Below are 18,325 nucleotides of genomic sequence, written 5' to 3' on the forward strand. Positions count from 1 at the left end.
TTAAAATAATCATTACTATAACTACTGATTCAATCGATTATAAACTTTCTTCAACATATAATCTCTCACTATATCTCCAAACTCTTTGTCATTCATCATTTTGGTGAATATATCTTGATTTTGTTCCATTCTGCTTATTGTTGTATCCATGAATTTATCTTCAAAACCGTATTTAAAATTTTCCATGGTATTGGATTTGGCTTGAAGTCCTAAACTATTATCTGCTATCAACTCTTCATAAATCTGGTCAAAATAGAGTTTATCAGCTGTACTGAATTCTGTTCCAAATCGTTTGTTCAGTACATTGATGATTTCTGATAATGCCGTTTCTTCCTCTTGACTCATTCGGATTCCTGCTGAACCACCACCTTCTAACTCATAAATCCCTTGACTTTCTAATAAAATATCCTGTTCTGTTATTTTCTGAAGTCTGTAATATTCTAATGAAACTTCGTCACCCAGCTTGAATTTATCATCTTGACTGGTTCGAGGTAATTTCTTTATTAAGTATCTAGTGTAGGTAAACAACTTTTCCAAATCAATATCTGAAAATGGCATGATTTGAGTCAAAAATGAATACGTTCTGGTGAAAACCTGTAAAGTATTTTTTAAGTCTTCTTGCGTGATTTCTGTACCAATGGTGTTTTCTTTTGACTGCTCTTGTGGTAGCTTTTTAAATCTATCAACGGCTGGGTCAATAAATGAATATAACTTCTTTTGGTCTGATACAGTAAGGCTTTTAACTGATTTGAAATACACATTGCAAAAATTATCCACCTCAGATTGCCAAATGATTTGTGAAGCAACTATTTGAACTTTCAGGTCATACAAATGGTTAGGGTCTGAATTTTCAACGATTGATGTTAATTCATAATAGGGTTGAAACGAATTTAAAATATCTTCAGTTTCATTGGCAAAATCCAAAATAAAAGTATCTTCTTTACCAGCACACATTCTGTTAAGTCTGGAAAGGGTTTGCACTGCTTTGACTCCAGATAATTTTTTATCCACATACATAGTATGCAGTAAAGGTTGGTCAAAACCTGTTTGGTATTTGTCTGCAACTAACAATAATTGGTATTCATCGGATGCAAATTTCTTCGGTAGCATTTTTTCCGAAAAACCATTTAATTCTACTTCTGTTACTCCTTCAGGTGAAGCATCATAGATTACTTTTCCTGAAAAAGCAACAATGGTTTTCACATCGGTATATCCTTTTTCTGTAATATATTTATCAAATTCTTCTTTGTAGCGTACAGCGTGTAATCTTGAACTACTCACTACCATCGCTTTTGCTTTTCCTCCAATTTTTTTTGAAACTACCTGTCTAAAGTGTTCTACCATCACTTCCGTTTTTTGAGCTAAATTATGAGGGTGCAATGACATAAAACGTCCAATGGCTCTGGATGCTTTTTTCTTGTTTACTTTAGGGTCGTCTTCAATCTCTTTGGATAACTTGAAATAGGTTTTATAAGTCGTATAATTTTTAAGTACATCCAAAATAAATCCTTCTTCAATGGCTTGCTTCATCGAATACAAATGAAACGGTTCTGGTTTTCCGTTGCTTCCTTTTGTCCCAAATACTTCTATTGTTTTTGCTTTTGGTGTAGCTGTAAATCCAAAGAAACTCAAATTGTCTTGTTTACCACGTGCCAACATCGATTTTCTTATTTCATCCTCTGCATCTTCTTCCAGTCCTGTATAAGCTTCGTCTTTTTCTGCTTGTTCTAGTGATTTTAATGATAATACTTCTTTCAATTTTTTGGTAGATTCACCACCTTGAGAAGAGTGCGCTTCATCAATAATCACGGCATATTTTCGGGCTGGAATTTCACCTATCTTTTCTAATATAAAAGGAAACTTCTGTAAAGTTGTAATGATAATGTTAGAGCCAGCAGTCAAAGAGTCAGCCAATTGTTGAGAGTCTTTGTCAATCTTTTGAACCACACCATCTTTATGCTCAAACTGATAAATAGTGTTTTGTAATTGAGAATCCAATACTTTTCTATCGGTGATTACAATAACCGAATCAAATATCCTTTTGTTTGTATCATCGTGAAGACTGGATAATCGATAGGATAACCAAGCAATTGAATTTGATTTTCCTGAACCAGCTGAATGTTGAATTAAATAATTCTTTCCAGCTCCATTTAATCTAGCATCCTCAGTAGTTTTTCTAACTACTTGCATCTGGTGAAACCTTGGAAAAATGATGGTTTCTTTCTTCTTTTTAATTCCGTTTAATTCAAATTCTTCCACACTTAGGTGAAGGAATTTACCAATGATGTCCATGAAACTGTCTTTTGTCCAAACTCCAGCGTTTCCATCAGGAAGTTTATCCCATAAGTAGGAAGTACGGTAACCGTGTTTATTCAAAGGATTTCCAGCACCATTATTACTTCCTAGATTGAAAGGCAAATAACGAGTGCGTTTCCCATCCAGTTTGGTGGTCATATAACATTCATCAGCATCTACAGCAAAATGAACTAAAGTTCTTTTCTTGAATAAAAAGATTGGTTCATTGGGTTCACGGTCATAGACATATTGCTTTTTAGCATTTTCTACTGATTGTCCCGAAAACTGATTTTTAAGCTCTACAGTGGCTATTGGCAAACCATTTAATGCAAATACCATATCCAAAGAATTTTTACCCACACGCTCATAATAAACCTGTCTTATTACAGACAAATTATTCTTGTTGTACAATATTTCTGCATCAGGGTTTAAAGTACTTTCAGGCTTGAAAAATGCCATCTGGAACTTTACGCCATAATCGGTAAAGCCATTACGGATAACATCCAGAACACCACGCAAATCTATTTCTTTGATTAAGCGTTGAATTACTTTTTTATCCACTTCATCTTTGTGGATGTTATTAATTTTTGCCCACAAAATAGGTTGCGATTCTTTTAAGAAATTAATGATGTATTTAGGAAACAAACCCAATTGTGCATCAAAATCTTCTGAAAAACCTTTGGTATAACCCCCAATTTCTAATAAAGATTCCTCAATTGCTCTTTCAAAGGTGAGTTCTGTATGTATTCCTTTTGCCATATATTCGATATTTTTTGATTAGTTAGTTCCTCTCGAAGGAATAACTACTGCTAAATCTTTTAAGAATTTATTTCTTTTAATTCAAATGATGCCTTCTCTTCTTTAGTAATACTATTTTTAAGAGTGTTTTTAATAATTACTGCGGAAAAATTTTCTCCAATTTGAAATTCTTTTATTTTTTCTAAAAAAGACATCGGGAAAGATACTTTTACAGATTTCCCATCGTTATCTTCAATTTCAAGTTGTCCTTTTATACTTTGCATAACCAATGTACCAGAAATTTCAATTTCTTCTGGAGTAATGGTTTCTATTTTTGAAATAGAATTATTGAGTTGTTTTATTTTATCGGAACTACCTTCCCATCTATAAACTTTTGAGTTTGGTGAAGACCATTCTAAATCAAATTCTAAATGGTTAGTAATACTCAGGTTTAATATTCTATTCAATTTTTTTATACCTACTGCACCATATTTTTCTGATTTATCCATTAATTCAGAATCATTATTTACATTTAACAATTCAAAAGTATTGACCAAAGCATTTTCTATCATACTATTCCCAAATAAATCGGGACTGCTATTACCTGTAACCAAAATATGTGTCGAGCCAGGAACTAGCCTGTCAAATCTTAAATCTACAGTTTCTTTAATGGAGGTTAATATTTTTGTACCGCTTTTATTACCATATTGATATTTTCTAGATGATTCTATAATGCAGTCGGATAAGCTTTTGGCGAATTCTCCCAGTAAATCTAAGGGTAGCTTTCCAACTTTTGCAACTTTACCTTTCAAGCGAATATCTATAATTTCTTTTTCTCTTTTCTGTTTTTCGAAGGCAAGGTTGGAACGCAATTCTGTTATTTGTTCACGGGTGTTTTTTACCATACCTTTATTGAACAGACTATTTGGATTGCTTTTGAGCAAGTTCTCATATTTCAGTAAAGTATCTTCTGAATTTGCTAGTAATTCCTCTATGCGTTCTATACTATACATCTTTTGGTAATTGTATTTTATATATTCCTTTACTGTTTATTTTTCTTGAGTCAAAACCGTAAGTTGCTATCCATTTTTGTTTTTCAATTTCATCATTTTGGTCTATGAAATAAACATCTACGGAGTATCTAGCTTTAATTATTTCTCTATTTAAAAATAACTCTTCGAACAATTTCTGTTTTCTGTCGCTTAAATGCTCTATTTCATTTTCGTCTAATAAAAAAACAACATCCACATCTTGTGGCTCGGGTTTATATGTTGAAAATGAGCCGTCTATCCAAAGCTCTGCATTTAAGCCTAAAGATAAAACTTCACTAATATACGCAGATAAACGATTTATTAGATATTGTCTTTGTTCATTTTCTTCAAAAGGTTCTAGAAATACTTTGTCCAACTGCCACAAAGCAATTTGTTTAAATCCATTTTCCAATAGTGGTTCGTATTCTCTCTTGTACATTTTTATGATAAAATTAATTCAGCAATTTAAACTTTTTAATCTAATTTAAAACCACATCTCTAACATCAACTTTACCCGTAACAACTTCACTTATCAAAGCCGTTTTGTATTCTTTTAATAGTTCGATTTCTTGTTGAGATTTGGAAATAATTGAATCAATCTCATTTGTTTTTTTATCCAAATAAAATGCTATTTCTTTTTGCTCTTTAATTGAAGGTAATAAAACGGGAAGCCTTTTTAGTAATTCTTGACTTAAAGAAGCTCTGGTTACTAAGTTCATTTCTTTAACGAAAAATGTTCTTGGTATAAAGCATCTAAAATAATATTTCGAAAACTCTTTAATTATTATTTCTTTATTAGGTCTAAATCTAATAAGAAAACCAGCGAAGACTGCTTTTTCAATCGTATTGTAACAAATTGATGCAATGCCAATTTCTTCAATAGTTTCAGAGGTTCTTGTAAAAAAAATATCGCTTTCCTCTACCGAATAATGTTCTTGATGCTTTTCATTTGAATTTGCTAAACCAATAACATTATTCGGTAATATTACGTTCTTATAAACATCACCATAACTTACAAAAGGGTGACCTGTACCAAAGAACTCTGCTCCTTCACTTACTCCATTTTGACAATTTCCTACATACTTCAGTTTCTTCACCTCCCAATGTTCAGGAATTTCTCCCAACCATTCAATACCAGAATCTTTCATGTTTACTTTTGGGTCTAAACCTTTGGTAACCGTTTGGTTTATTACTGCAATTCGTTCTTCTTGTAGTAAAGTGATGAACTGTTCTTTTTTAGAAATTAAGCTATCTATTTGAGTAGTTTTATGGTCAAGAAAATTTGCTATTTTAGTTTGTTCAATTTTGGATGGTATAATAATTTTAAATTGATACAAATCATCCATTCTAAAAGATGGTTGCATATGGTCTGGGATAAGTCCTCTGTGGAACTTAAAAATCGGTTGAAATTGATAAAAAAAGAATCTATTATTTATTTCATTTTTATTTCGAGATGTTATAATCATACAGTTTTGTGACAAACTAAATTTTCCTCTTAAGTAAGAAATAGACATTGCTTTAGCTCCTACAGTTGTAGATAAAAGACATCCGTCTTCTCTAAAATCAAATTCGTATTCCTTTATTAAACTCATGATTCCATTATTCTCAGTTTGACCACTATAAACTGGAAAATTACCTTCAATCGTTCCGCAATATTCTTTGGTTAATAAAGCTGCTTTTTTCCCCTTTTCGGCTTTGAAATGATGAAATGTTTTTTTTACCTTCCAATGCTCTGGTATCTCACCTATATATTCAATGCCAGAATCTTTATAGCTATCGTATTTTTTCATAATTTACCCAATAACTTCTTTAAGTAAACCATCCGTTTCTTCCTCAATAGCCATAATGTCTTTACGAATTTCTTCTAAGGAACGTAACGGCTTGTATTGATAAAAATATTTGGTAAAGTTAACTTCGTAGCCAATATATGTTTTACTGTCGTCTATCCAAGCATCGGGAACGTGTGGCAAAACTTCTTTTTTCATATATTCTTGAAAATCCATTGTCAACGGAATATTCTCTGTATCACGCAAAGAAGAATCTGGTTTAGGATTTCCTTTTTTATCGGTTACGACCTCGCCTTTCACATTACGTTCAGGTCGCTCTACTGTAACTTTTGCATAACCAAAAGCTTTGTTGTCGAATATTTTAGAGTATTCGTTGGGCTTGAAATTACCATATATTTCAGTAATTTCAGCAATCTGTTTTTTGGTTATTTCATTTCGTTTATTACCTAATGATTTACTCATTTTCTTAAAGAAATCAATAGCATTTATTAGTTGAACTTTTCCTTTTCTTTCAATAGGTTTATGGTTAGATATTACCCAAACATAAGTTGAGATTCCAGTATTATAGAACAATTGGTTAGGCAATGCAATTACAGCTTCTAATAGGTCATTTTCGATAATCCATTGGCGAATACTGCTTTCGTTTTTAGTTTTACTAGGAGAACCAGAAAAGAGTGGTGAACCGTTGAATACCAATGCAAGACGAGAGCCACCTTCTTCAGGACGTTTCATTTTGCTCATTAGGTGCATTAAGAATAAAAAAGAACCATCACCTACAGAAGGTAATCCAGCACCAAAACGCCCGCCATGTCCTAATTGTTCGTGTTCAGTTTTTACAGGTTTAGCAAATTTTTCCCATTTTACCCCAAAAGGAGGATTTGTAATGAGGTAATCAAACTTTTCGTTGGATAATTTATCTTCAGAGATGCTATTTCCTTTTTTAATGTTGGATGCATTTTGTCCTTTAATCAATAAATCTGATTTACAAATAGCATAGGATTCTGGATTCAATTCTTGTCCAAATACTTCCAGACGTGCATCTGGATTCAGCTCATTTAAGTATTCTTCAGCAACAGATAACATTCCGCCTGTACCAGCGCAACAATCGTAAATGGTTTTGGTGATTCCTTTTTTGGTCAAAATATCTCTATCGTTTAAGAACAAGATATTAACCATCAGTTTGATTACCTCACGAGGTGTAAAATGCTCTCCAGCGGTTTCATTAGAAATTTCAGCAAATTTCCTGATTAATTCTTCAAACATGTACCCCATTTCCATACTAGAGATTCGGTCTGGATGCAGGTCTATTTCTTGAAATCGTTTGATGACCATGAATAACAAATTGTTGTCATCCATTTTATTTATTTGGTTTTCAAACTCAAATTGTTCAATAATTTCTCTTGCATCTTCAGAAAAACCGTTGATGTAGTTTCTTAGGTTTAAAGCAATATTATTTGGGTCAGCAACTAATTTATCAAAAGTAAAATTGCTTCGGTTGTGAAATTTATATCCAGAAGCCTTGTTGAGTAGTAAATCAAAGTCTTCAATTCCAGTGTTTTTTAGTTGTTCGTGTTTTTTTAAAACCGCTTCTTTTGAGGATTCTAAAACACAATCCAATCTTCTCAGTACGGTTAATGGTAGTATTACTTTTCCGTAGTCACTCTGTTTATAATCACCTCTCAATAAGTCAGCAATTGACCATATAAAATTTGCCGATTCTTTAACGTTCTTCATGTTTTATTTTGGATTGATATAGTATTTTAATGTTCAATTTATAGATAGATTAATTTATAAACTGATAAAAATGTCCATTGATTAATGTAACTTTTGGCTAAAAGTAAGCAAAATAATGAATTGGAAATAGGATTTTTACCTGAAAAATGGAGTGAGTGAGAACACCGTATTGAATGTAATTGAAAAAACAGCTTAAAACAACTCAAAATCAGCTTTTTCCCACATACCATGATAGAGCAGTTACCCACGTATCTGAATCCGTTTTGGTACCATAAAATCGATTAAAAGTTGATTTTTAGTACAAAAAAGTAAAAGTTTTTATTGTTTAAGTATTGACAATATCAGAATGTTTCATTATAATTGAGTGTATTTGATATTCATCTAATTCTGGACTCAATTTAATAAATAATTGACAAAATGGATTTTTAGATAAACATTCAGATATTTATAAAAGTAGTCGGAAATGATTGCCTTGGGTGCTGGGATAAAAGATAGGCATATCTCCCAGCTTCTCTCACCAAGTAAAAATGAGAGAACAATAACGAGAGAATAATATTACCCTTTAATGCTAACTATTAACCAGTTTAAAAATGTAAAAAACTCATTTATAGACAAAAACGTAACGATTGATGAAGTCTTTTCGACAATCAAAAATGGTGACTCAAATTTAGAAACAATTTTAGCCATCAGAAAACTTGGTAAATCATCTTCAATTTACCAAAAGACTAAAACCCATAACATTCCAACTTTTCGATTTAACTTTAAATTTGAAGGTAAAGCAACAAACGAAACAATAATTGAACCAACTGGTTTAATATATATTGATGTCGATGACAGCACTACTATTGATTTGACCAATCCACACATTTATGCTTGTTGGAAATCACTTTCTGAAACGGGATTAGGAATACTAGTTAAAGTTGATGGTTTATCTCTTAATAACTTCAAAGATACTTATCATGGAATTGGTAATATGTTAGGTATTCCAATGGATTTAGGAGCATGTAAAGCTACACAACAGAATGTATTGACGTATGACGCTAATTTGTATCATAACAATGAATCTCTTACTTTTCAAGCAATTAATAAAAAGGTATCATTTACTCCCATACAGGAGGGAGAGAAGAGAGAAAGACTTATAACAGTAAATGACACCTTTTTACAATCAGATAAAATAAGATTCAATAATATTGATGATTACTTTAAGGGTACTGATGGTGACTATATTGTGTTTGATAAGAAGAAAAATTTATGTATCCCATTTATACCAAAAAGAATTGAAGTTGGTCAACGGAACAGAACCATGTTTGGTGTGTTATCCCAATACGCACTTTTGAACCCAACTAAGGAAATTGGTTTTTTAATGGCATGTGCCAACGAAATAAATAAGCATTTTACTCAAAAATATGACCCAGAAAAAATTCAATCAATTGTTGCTGGTGTTATCAAAAAACGCAAAGAAGGAACACTAGAGACATACTTGAACAAGGAAAGAAGAATTCTCTTTAACCCAAATAAAAAAATATCTAAAGAAGAAAAGCAAAAAATGACCGCTGTATTAATGGGTAAAATAAAAACTGATAAGACTCAAAAATCTATCAATGATACCATTGAGGACTGGAATTTTCAAAGTGATGGTAAAATAACCCAAGAAAAAATCACTAAAAAGCTTAATAAAAGTCTAGCTACCATTAAACGTAACTGGTCTCCATTTAAAGAATTAGTTTCAGAATTAAATAACAGCTCTAAAGAAGATTTGATGATTAAGGATAAACTAATAGTGTCAGCAAAAGAAGATTCTCCAGAGGTGCTTAAAATCGATTCTAAAACAGTAATAGACAACCAAATTGAAAATATTCAGTCATTGCCACCACATCATAAAGAACTAATAACAAAACAAGTACCAACAATAATAAACTCAACAATAAGTGTTGAAAGATTTATACACAATTGTAAGTATAAATTTGGTAGCTATGTTGCAGATAAAAGATTTGATACATTAAAAAAAGACCTAGAAGAAATTTGGAATCTGAAATTCATGAATGAAGTTACTGAAGAAATTAGAAATTATATCAACTCGCAGATTGACTATTCAAATGAAAATGGCTCGTACATAAAATTACAACTATTAAAATAATGAAATTAAAAGAAAAAAAAATGAACTCAAAATTATTAAAACTTAAAACTATTGGGAGTACTGAAAAATTAGTGCTTATGCTCATACTGGATTTTCCTTCTATTGGAATATTCAATCTAAGAGCTGGGGATATGGCAAAAGAACTTGGAACTACCAGAAAAATAATCCTAGAAACAATAGAAAACTTACGTGTAGTTGGATATATCAAAACCAAAGTAGTTTCAGAATGTTATTCAAGAACGACTGAATTAACTTCAGATTTTTTGATGCTTATAAATGAAGGGGGATAAAGTTTTATAAATATAAAAGATAATTATCTATTTAAGATGATATTCTTAAACAAGTTTAAATAATCACTTACCTTTGCACCTTTAGAAATAATTATGAGTTTTACCCTGCTTTCCTCACCTTTACAAGGATTTACCGATTTCCGTTTTAGAAATGCTCAAAATAAATTTTTCGGTGGAATCGATACTTTTTATTCTCCATATATCCGTTTGAATGGAAAACTTGAAATAAAAAATTCCTATCACCGTGATTTGCTTCCTGAAAATAATGAAGGATTAGAAGTTATACCACAAGTACTAACCAACGATGCTGATGAATTTTTATTTGTTGCTAAATACGTACAGTCATTAGGCTATAAAGAGCTAAACTGGAATTTAGGATGCCCCTACCCAATGGTTGCTAGACCAAAGAATCCACCAAATATTGCTGGACAAAAGCAGTCCGCATTGTCTCAAATCGCAAACAAATGTGGCATGGGTTCTGGTCTTATCAGTAATACCGAGAAAATCAATCACATTCTTGATAGAGCACACTCAGAAACCGACATAATTGTATCGATGAAAATGCGTTTGGGGTACGATACTACTGAAGAAATTCTTGATGTTTTACCTATTTTAGACACTTACCCTATTAAGAATATTGCCATACATGCCCGCACAGGGAAACAACTATATAAAGGAGGCGTACATCTGGATGCGTTTCAGCAATGTATTGACAACACCAAACACAAATTGTATTATAACGGTGATATTACTTCGGTGGCTAAATTCCATGAAATGCAACAACGCTTTCCCACCATAGACCATTGGATGATTGGAAGAGGATTGATTGCAGATCCTTTTTTGCCGAGTATGATAAAAAGCAATGCTTTAGAATATCCTGAAAATAAAATGGAATTGTTCAGTGCTTTCCATGATACTCTTTATGAAGGATACAGTGAGTCATTATCTGGACAAACTCATATTCTACTAAAAATGCACCACCTATGGGAATACTTTTCGGTTATATTTTCGAATCCCCATAAAGTTCATAAAAACATCAAAAAATCCAAAAGCATCAAAAATTATGAAGCTACGGTTAAAGAAGTTATAGCTAAAGGATAGTTTTTGGTTTTTGGTCAAAATATAACACCCAAAAAAGAGTTTGACTAGCAAACTCTTTTTTTATAACTGAATACTAAAAACTGATCACTGATCACTTCCTTAATAAACTATCCCTTAATCCAATTCACCACTTCAGGATCGGTTGGCAAGGTTTTTGGAGAAATTACTTTTTCTAACTCCCCTTTTTCATTGATAAGGTACTTTTGAAAATTCCATTGTACTTCTGAATCCTCTAAACCATTTTTAGATTTTTGAGTCAAAAATTGATAAACGGCACACATATCCTCCCCTTTTACAGAAACCTTGTCCATCATAGGAAAGGTAACCCCATAATTCAATTGGCAGAAAGTGGCAATTTCTTCATTGGTTCCAGGTTCTTGTGAAGCAAAATTATTGGCTGGAAAACCTACAATCACAAAACCTTTGGTTGAATATACTTTATACAAAGCTTCTAAATCTTTATATTGAGGCGTTAACCCGCATTTTGAGGCGGTATTGACAATCATTACTTTTTTGCCTTTTAGAGTGGCAAAATCAAAAGTCTTTCCAGATAAATCTTCTACTTTAAATTGATAAATATTTTGTTTCACTTGAGCTTGTATTTGAATATTAAAAAAGAACATTGCGCAGATCGCTACTACTATTTTTTTCATGTGTTTATTTTTATATAAAATTAATCAAATATTTGTGTTATCATAAATTATTTTACTTGAACAAAAGTTAATTAAAACAGAAAACCCAGTATCAATAAAGATGCTGGGTTTTCAAACAAACAAATTAAATTAGGACTAAAATTTGTAGAGCACTCCAACTTTCAAGAAAAATGGTGCTCCTGGTGTAAAATGAATTTCTTCTACACTGGCCGTTTCGTTCTTCAATCTGGATTCTGTGGCAAATTGGGTTTCATTCCATTCCGAGTTAAATAAATTTTCAACCGTTACTCCAAAGACTATTTTTTTGAAGGTATAATTGACATTGAAATCAGTTATAAAATAGCCTTTTGCCACTATCGAATTATTTTCATTGGCAGGTCGGTCATCCATATATCTGTAACGTAAACCTCCCGAAAACTTTTTCCAGTTTTGAAAACTTAACCCACCGGTAGAGGTAAAATCTGGTGCCAGCGGAATGTAATTCTGCCCATTCGGCTCATTAATACTTCTGGCATGCGTATAATTGGCATCAAAATTAAAAAAGAAATAATTACTTAACTGATAGCGAATCCCTAAATCAAAACCAGCTCTACTTGTTTCTCCCCTTGGTTCAACAACTCCTGCATCGCCTACATAAACAAATTCTTGTTGCAAATACAAATACCACAAAGCCGAATTGACAATCAATCTAGGGAAAGGTTTCCATATTGTACCAATGTCTGTCCCAATTGCCTTTGGCAAAATTTCGTCTCCATTATTAGCAATCACAACTCGGGCATCATTTGAATGAAAACCCATTCCCGTTTTGAAATAAAATTGCAAATCATTGTTTTGGGAATACGCAACATTCATTTTTGGAGATACTTTTACTTGACTTTCTGTCTGTGTCATGTAATTACCCGCTAACTTATCCTGATAACCAAATTTAAAATAATCCAATCGAACAGCAGGATTGATCAACCATTTCCCCAAACGAATCTCAGTATTCAAATAACTAAAAACATTTGACTCGTCTATATCTCCCAATTTAATTGTTTCCAAAGTGGTAATTCTATTCAAGGTATGAGATAATTCAGTATTTGTTGTCGCATCGTTGCGGACACCAAATCCCAATTGAAATAACAAATCAACCGATTCTTTATTGATGTTTTTATTCAATTCTGCGTTGATTCCATATAGATTTCTATACTCTATTTGCTTAATCTGATCACCATTGACAGGATCTTCCAAGAAAAAAGTAAAGTTGGAAAATAATTCAAATTTATAATTCGAATAAAAAGTACTGGCTTTCAAAAACGTATTTTCATCAATTGGTTTGCGGAATGAAACATAAAAATTAGATCTCGAAGTAGCTCCTCCTTCTGTATCATCTACCGATCCAAATCTGGAAATAGTTCCATCATCGACCAGTCGTTGTGGAATTTGACCCGAAGTATCCCACTTGCTGGTGAAGCGAGAAGCAATAATAGAAAACCGACTATTATCTTCTAAAACAAATGAATATTTTCCAAACAAATTGATTCGGTTGAAATTTTGTGGAGAAACAAATGGACCATCAGTAAGAATATATTCGGTAGCAATATAAGCACTTTGCTTTTTGTTGCTTCCCAAAAGATCAAACAAACCCACCGTTCTAAACGTATTAAATTGCCCTACTTCAACTCCGATACTGCTAAAATCCAGCTTTTCTTTTGTGCCAAAATCAACATATCCGGCCGTTGCAAAATCACCTTTACTGGCATAATAAGTCCCTTTTCCAAAATCAATTTTATCTACTGTTTCCGGAATTACAAAATGCAAATCGGCGTACCCTTGTCCGTGTGCATGCGAAACCATATTTACTGGCATACCATCTACATTAATCGCGATATCCGTGCCATGATCGATATCAAAACCACGTAAAAAAATTTGTTCCGCTTTTCCTCCTCCTGCATGCTGACCGATAAATAATCCTGGAACTTTTCGCAAAATTTCCTGCGATGAATTGACAGGTGTGGTTTCCAAATCAATTTTGGAAATCACATTTATCGCTGCTATTTTTGACTGAATGACCACTTCCTCCAGTTTAAAACTACCACTTTCCATCAGAATAGTTCTTTCAGAATCCGTAATCGTATAGTCCGTTTTTTTATGTCCCAATGCACTTACATTAAGAACATCTCCAACATTGGATTTATCAATACTAAAATTTCCAATTTCATCAGTATGTGAATGGGTATTCGATTTTGGATTGGTAATGGTTGCATTTTCTATTGGTTTTCCGTTTTCATCAATAACAAAGCCTTTTTGAATCTGACTGAATGCATTTAAACCAAATAGAACCAAAAAAATCAGTATATATTTTTTCATTTCTCAATTACAATTGCATCACCTTTTTTTCCAAAGTTGGTCCTAATTCATAAGTGCTACCCAATAATTCTTCTTTGATTGGTTTTACTTTTTCGATACTATTATTTGATTTATAAATCATAGCCAAGTGGTATTGTACTTTAGGTTCAAAGGATTTACCAACAACATATTTTTGGGCAATTTCCAAAGCTTTTTTATTTTGCCCCAAATTCAGATACGACCAAGCCAATAAATCATAAGAATCTGGAGTTGGTCGGTGATCAATTTCGACTTTAGCAATTTCTAGCGCTTTTGAAGCTGTAGCTTTTGTATCGGCATAAATCAAAACATTGTATTTATTGTACATCGCTCCGTAATTATACTTCTTGAGCATTGAAAAGTAAGCGTTTCTATTCGCTACTTCCATTGACTTATCTCCGCTGAATTCTGCGATTTGTGATTTCAATAAATAAAAATCTGGTGTATCATGTTTTTTGGCGATAGCCGTAATAATTCTGTTCGCTTCGGTGGTATTTCTTTCGTGCGAAAAAACGATCCAGGCAATCCCTTTCAAGGCATACGAATAATTAGGATCTATTTCCAGGGTTTTCAAATAACTATCATACGATTCCTGTATTCGGCCTGCATGTCCATAAAAATCACCTAAATTAGAATACGACCAAATTTTCAATGTTTTATTATCGTCTTTTATCGATATGTCTCGAGCTTTTTCCATAAATGTTATTGCGGTCTTCAAATCCCCTTTATGGTCATTCCATTTGGCCAAACGAATTAAATAATCATAATCATTCATTTCTCGAATAGCATTTAGGTTTTTCAGCGCTTCAGGATAATTCCCCACTTCCATTTGCACATCAAACAGTAATTTTTGAGTCTCTTTTCGTCCTTCACCAATGGCTAATGCTTTATTGGCAAGATTCAAAGCTTCTTTAAAACGATGTTGAGAAATATAATTTCGAGCAAGCGCTCGAATGGTCGATACACGAGAATATTTATAAGCTTCATTATACTTTGTCAACAATTCCTCCGATTTGTATAAATCTTTAATGTTTCCTGTATATTGAAAAAGAGTTCCATAATTGGCAGCTAGCATTCCTAAATACATTGCTTGATTGGGTGCTGTATCAAATTTTGTTTGCCAGAAATTAATTTCACGGTTGGCAAAATCAATGGATTTATTGTCTTTTATGTTTAGGTATTTCTCGTAGTCCGAAGTTTGTGTAATTTGAGAAGGTGTATTGGTACAACTGTTCAGCATTGCTACAAAAAACAATAACGGTATTATTTTTAAATTCTTCATAATCTAATTTTGTTTGTTTGTTTTGAAAAAAAACAGAGCAAGCAGTCCAAAACCTACTCTGTTTTTTTATAAAATATTACCAAGCAGTTGCTAAGTAAGGAAATGATGTTGTAAATGCTTTATCATTAGCATTAACGTGATCTGAAGTAAGTCCCGCATTTGAAGTCCCCATTGGTCCACCAAAAATCAGTAACAACTCTACATCAATTACATCATCAGCCAAAGCTCTTCCTGTTAAAACATTGGTTCCGTCAAAGAAAGTAGTCTTGGCCGTTTTAGAAACATTCAATACATCAGTAGACAAAAGTCCTGTAAATGCTGCGGCATCTTGTCCTAATGCATTTGTTGTATAACCGGAATTCAGCGCCAATAATCTAGATTGAAAGATAGACTGGTATTTGGCTCCCATTTTAGAAGGAACTGCTGCATTGAAATCATCTTTCGGTTGTCCCGAAGCAATGAAAACGGTATTAATTGCTGGCCTAGCCATTTGATCCTGTTGCACATAAGTTCCTGAAAAATCCATACTTTGCACACCATCATTAGCATTATCATCATTATTGTCACAATTCACAGAGAAAAAAGCGACTACTAATGCTACCGTTATAATTTTGAATTGATTTGTTTTCATATTTGTAAAATTTAAAGAATAGTATATTAATTATTGTTTTTTCTTGGTTTCGGCCCAAACATTTAATGTACTTGAAGTACCTAACATTGTTTTTGGAACTTCAACAACTATAGAAAGAACATTCGTTCCTGCAAAAGTGTCTGTTCCAGGATTATTGAAACCTGTTGCTGTTCCTGCAAGAATTGATTTGAATTGTCCCAAATCAAAGAAAAATGGATCGTCTCTTGGACCTGCAAAAAATTTCATTCCATTTTTGGTCGCCATTGTCGGGGCGGCACCATAAGTAGAAATAGCTACTTCACCAGAAGCTGCACTTGTTTTAATCATACTGGAAGTCCCAGTGGCAGTTGGAGCATAAGGTCCAAAGAAGTACATTTTATCTCCTCTTTTGATGGCTTGAATTACTAAATCTTCCACATTGTCCCCAGTGTTGTCAATGTTAATTTCGACCATTACATTTTCTTTAAATGTTGCCATTGCTGTAGCATTTGGACTCAATAACCCTTGTGTGTTTACCGTAAAAACCAAATTATTGGTGTCTTGACCTTGAAACGTGTATACATCCGTAATGTCGCCGGCATCTCCTGACATTGTTCCCGGAACATCAATGTGATCCGCTGCTACTAAAATTAAGCCTGAAATCACTGCTAGTGATAAACCTAATATCATTTTTGTTTTTTTCATTTTGTTATAATTTAAAAGTTATAAAAGCATTTACGGGATTGGATGTCTTTTGGTTTTAAAAAAGTGAATAAAAAATTAAACTATTTTTCAAACAACTGATTTACAGCGATTATAGATCATATTTTTATTTCAAAAAAAAATAAAATTGTTGCATTAAGAAATATAATCTGCTATTTATTAATGGAATTGTATATGTTTGCAACTACTAAAAAAGAAAATATGACCCAAGATGAATTGTTAGTTTTAATTCACCAGAAAGATGAAAAGGCGTTTACGTATCTCTACGATATGTATTCCAAAAGTCTATTCTCGGTTATTAATGTGTTGGTAAAAAACCGAGAAGAAGCTGAAGATGTACTCCAAGAAGTTTTTGTCAAAATATGGAAGAATATTGATTCCTATAACGAGAGCAAAGGGCGATTTTATACTTGGATTCTCAATATTGCCCGAAACACTTCAATAGATAAATTGAGATCCAAAAATTTTAATGACAGTCAAAAAAACCTTTCTTCTGATAATTTCGTACATCTCTTAGACGACAGCAATAAACTGGTAAACAAAATCGATACAATTGGGATTCAGGAGTTTGTCAAAAAACTAAAACCAAAATGTATTCAAATTATAGATTTACTTTTTTTTAAAGGATATACCCAACAGGAAGCTTCAGAGGAATTGGCGATTCCACTTGGAACTGTAAAAACACAAAACAGAAATTGTATTAACGATTTAAGACTTTATTTGAAACTATAATGGATACGAAAGAATATATAGAATCAGGCATTTTAGAACTTTATGTTTACGGTTTACTCAGTGAAGCCGAAAACATAGAAGTGAGCACTATGGCCAAAAATCATCCCGAAATAAACGATGAAATCATAGCTATTGAGAAAGGAATTGTTGCTTTGTCCTCTAGCTTTTCTCCTTTCCATTCGGTTGCCAATTTTGAAAAGATAAAAGCCAAACTAGAACTCAAACATTCTAGCGTTATCCAAATGAAACCAAGAAATTGGTCCAATTATATGGGCTGGGCAGCAGCCATTGTATTATTGATTGGAATCGGTTACCAGTACCAAAAACTGGGACAAACCAATAACCAAGTTGTGACTATTGGTAACGAAAAAGAGAAACTCACTAAAGAATTAAATTTTTTAGAACAAAAAAATAAAGCAGCAGAAACTAGTCTGGCAGCAATTAGAGATCAAAAAAATACAGTAGTGGCCCTTAGCGGACAGGCTGTAAATCCGAAGTCATTTGCTAAAGTCTATTGGAACAAAGAAACCAAAGTCGTTTATGTAGATGCAGCTGGATTACCGGAACCGCCAAAAGGAATGGTTTATCAGGTTTGGGCCTTAAAAATGAATCCATTAACCCCAACAAGCATTGGTTTATTAGAAAATTTCGATACAAATAATCAAAAAATATTTGCAGTTGAAGATACTGGTAGTGCAGAAGCTTTCGGAATTACATTAGAACCTGCAGGAGGAAGTTTGACGCCAACAATGGAACAATTGTATACTTTAGGAAAAGTGTAGTTTAAACCCAAGAAATTGGGTTATTATCAATAAGACAAACGCTCACTCTAATAAACTAATTGG

13 protein-coding genes and 1 pseudogene are annotated in these 18,325 nt (G+C 32.7%); 5 read left to right on the forward strand and 9 right to left on the reverse strand.

The window, feature by feature from the left end; genetic code table 11:
* Positions 1-21: 21 nt before the first annotated feature.
* From DB891_RS14440 to DB891_RS14460, 5 genes are read right to left on the reverse strand one after another with little or no spacing between them, the layout of a single operon-like run.
* Positions 22-3,054 carry a type I restriction endonuclease subunit R gene (locus DB891_RS14440; RefSeq protein WP_116764290.1) on the reverse strand — a complete coding sequence of 1,011 codons (3,033 nt, stop codon included), beginning with the start codon at positions 3,052-3,054 and terminating at the stop codon, positions 22-24.
* Between the two features lie 59 nt (positions 3,055-3,113).
* Positions 3,114-4,046: a hypothetical protein gene (locus DB891_RS14445; RefSeq protein ID WP_116764291.1), complete on the reverse strand. Its 933-nt coding sequence runs from the start codon at positions 4,044-4,046 to the stop codon at positions 3,114-3,116.
* Positions 4,039-4,503: a DUF6932 family protein gene (locus DB891_RS14450; RefSeq protein ID WP_116764292.1), complete on the reverse strand. Its 465-nt coding sequence runs from the start codon at positions 4,501-4,503 to the stop codon at positions 4,039-4,041. The genes DB891_RS14445 and DB891_RS14450 overlap by 8 nt, the downstream gene beginning before the upstream one ends.
* Positions 4,504-4,543: 40 nt before the next feature.
* Entirely contained in the window at positions 4,544-5,854 is a 1,311-nt protein-coding gene (locus DB891_RS14455; RefSeq protein WP_116764293.1) for a restriction endonuclease subunit S, read from the reverse strand.
* A gap of 3 nt (positions 5,855-5,857) precedes the next feature.
* Positions 5,858-7,585, reverse strand: a complete 1,728-nt coding sequence (locus DB891_RS14460; protein ID WP_116764294.1) for a type I restriction-modification system subunit M — start codon at positions 7,583-7,585, stop codon at positions 5,858-5,860.
* 565 nt (positions 7,586-8,150) lie between these two features.
* On the opposite strand from DB891_RS14460, the gene DB891_RS14465 reads away from it, so the two are divergent.
* From DB891_RS14465 to DB891_RS14475, 3 genes are all read left to right on the forward strand, one after another.
* Positions 8,151-9,722 (forward strand): hypothetical protein, encoded by a 1,572-nt coding sequence (locus DB891_RS14465; protein ID WP_116764295.1) that lies wholly within the window; start codon positions 8,151-8,153, stop codon positions 9,720-9,722.
* A 20-nt stretch (positions 9,723-9,742) separates the two neighbouring features.
* Positions 9,743-10,012, forward strand: coding sequence for a hypothetical protein (locus DB891_RS14470; RefSeq protein WP_124019524.1), 270 nt, complete (start codon positions 9,743-9,745; stop codon positions 10,010-10,012).
* Between the two features lie 93 nt (positions 10,013-10,105).
* Complete coding sequence (locus DB891_RS14475; protein ID WP_116764297.1) at positions 10,106-11,113, forward strand: tRNA dihydrouridine synthase; 1,008 nt, start codon at positions 10,106-10,108, stop codon at positions 11,111-11,113.
* A 107-nt stretch (positions 11,114-11,220) separates the two neighbouring features.
* Here DB891_RS14475 and DB891_RS14480 read toward each other — a convergent pair whose 3' ends face one another.
* The 4 genes and pseudogenes from DB891_RS14480 to DB891_RS17810 form a co-directional block, all read right to left on the reverse strand.
* Positions 11,221-11,736 carry a glutathione peroxidase gene (locus tag DB891_RS14480; protein ID WP_394335999.1) on the reverse strand — a complete coding sequence of 172 codons (516 nt, stop codon included), beginning with the start codon at positions 11,734-11,736 and terminating at the stop codon, positions 11,221-11,223.
* Positions 11,737-11,901: 165 nt separating this feature from the next.
* The gene (locus DB891_RS14485) at positions 11,902-14,115 is read right to left on the reverse strand and encodes a TonB-dependent receptor (RefSeq protein ID WP_116764299.1); all 2,214 of its coding nucleotides are present in this window, start codon (positions 14,113-14,115) and stop codon (positions 11,902-11,904) included.
* Positions 14,116-14,122: 7 nt separating this feature from the next.
* Positions 14,123-15,415, reverse strand: coding sequence for a tetratricopeptide repeat protein (locus tag DB891_RS14490; protein WP_116764300.1), 1,293 nt, complete (start codon positions 15,413-15,415; stop codon positions 14,123-14,125).
* A gap of 76 nt (positions 15,416-15,491) precedes the next feature.
* Positions 15,492-16,730, reverse strand: a pseudogene (locus tag DB891_RS17810) (DUF4331 family protein).
* 219 nt (positions 16,731-16,949) lie between these two features.
* Between DB891_RS17810 and DB891_RS14505 the strand changes: the two are divergent.
* The gene (locus tag DB891_RS14505) at positions 16,950-17,480 is read left to right on the forward strand and encodes an RNA polymerase sigma factor (protein ID WP_116764335.1); all 531 of its coding nucleotides are present in this window, start codon (positions 16,950-16,952) and stop codon (positions 17,478-17,480) included.
* Complete coding sequence (locus DB891_RS14510; protein WP_116764303.1) at positions 17,480-18,262, forward strand: anti-sigma factor; 783 nt, start codon at positions 17,480-17,482, stop codon at positions 18,260-18,262. The genes DB891_RS14505 and DB891_RS14510 overlap by 1 nt, the downstream gene beginning before the upstream one ends.
* Positions 18,263-18,325 lie beyond the last annotated feature (63 nt).

It is taken from the genome of Flavobacterium laiguense, assembly GCF_003097655.1.
Taxonomy (GTDB): domain Bacteria; phylum Bacteroidota; class Bacteroidia; order Flavobacteriales; family Flavobacteriaceae; genus Flavobacterium; species Flavobacterium laiguense.

Excerpts from the sequence above, each read along its gene's own strand:
- DB891_RS14440 (WP_116764290.1), bottom strand. The coding sequence starts at position 3,054 with ATGGCAAAAGGAATACATACAGAACTCACCTTTGAAAGAGCAATTGAG.
- DB891_RS14445 (WP_116764291.1), bottom strand. The coding sequence starts at position 4,046 with ATGTATAGTATAGAACGCATAGAGGAATTACTAGCAAATTCAGAAGAT.
- DB891_RS14450 (WP_116764292.1), bottom strand. The coding sequence starts at position 4,503 with ATGTACAAGAGAGAATACGAACCACTATTGGAAAATGGATTTAAACAA.
- DB891_RS14455 (WP_116764293.1), bottom strand. The coding sequence starts at position 5,854 with ATGAAAAAATACGATAGCTATAAAGATTCTGGCATTGAATATATAGGT.
- DB891_RS14460 (WP_116764294.1), bottom strand. The coding sequence starts at position 7,585 with ATGAAGAACGTTAAAGAATCGGCAAATTTTATATGGTCAATTGCTGAC.
- DB891_RS14465 (WP_116764295.1), top strand. The coding sequence starts at position 8,151 with ATGCTAACTATTAACCAGTTTAAAAATGTAAAAAACTCATTTATAGAC.
- DB891_RS14470 (WP_124019524.1), top strand. The coding sequence starts at position 9,743 with ATGAACTCAAAATTATTAAAACTTAAAACTATTGGGAGTACTGAAAAA.
- DB891_RS14475 (WP_116764297.1), top strand. The coding sequence starts at position 10,106 with ATGAGTTTTACCCTGCTTTCCTCACCTTTACAAGGATTTACCGATTTC.
- DB891_RS14480 (WP_394335999.1), bottom strand. The coding sequence starts at position 11,736 with ATGTTCTTTTTTAATATTCAAATACAAGCTCAAGTGAAACAAAATATT.
- DB891_RS14485 (WP_116764299.1), bottom strand. The coding sequence starts at position 14,115 with ATGAAAAAATATATACTGATTTTTTTGGTTCTATTTGGTTTAAATGCA.
- DB891_RS14490 (WP_116764300.1), bottom strand. The coding sequence starts at position 15,415 with ATGAAGAATTTAAAAATAATACCGTTATTGTTTTTTGTAGCAATGCTG.
- DB891_RS14505 (WP_116764335.1), top strand. The coding sequence starts at position 16,950 with ATGACCCAAGATGAATTGTTAGTTTTAATTCACCAGAAAGATGAAAAG.
- DB891_RS14510 (WP_116764303.1), top strand. The coding sequence starts at position 17,480 with ATGGATACGAAAGAATATATAGAATCAGGCATTTTAGAACTTTATGTT.